At 72.7% G+C, this 227-nt stretch carries 1 pseudogene; it reads left to right on the top strand.

The annotated features are described in order from the left end of the window. Nucleotides 1–92 (top strand): annotated as a pseudogene (locus tag ADK54_RS44985) (ectoine hydroxylase); the annotation flags it as partial. Nucleotides 93–227: the final 135 nt, after the last annotated feature.

Consider the following 227-nt stretch of genomic DNA (forward strand, 5'->3'; position numbering starts at 1 on the left):
ACAGCGTGGAGAACGCGGCGCAGGAGCCGTTCGCGGCCCCGATCCGCCGACCGGAGTTCATCGGGGCGAGGGACTTCACTCCGGTGAGGTGAAGCGCTTCCCGGCGTGGGGGTCCGGGGTCCCCCACGCCGGTGAGGTGAAGCGCTTTCCCGGCCGGGGGTTCCCGGTACGCCGAACTGCCCGCGGCCGGAAGCCCCGCCCACAGAGATCGTTGGTACGGTCCCCCC

Origin of the sequence: Streptomyces sp. WM6378, assembly GCF_001279695.1 — a bacterium.
In the GTDB taxonomy this organism is placed as follows: Bacteria; Actinomycetota; Actinomycetes; order Streptomycetales; family Streptomycetaceae; genus Streptomyces.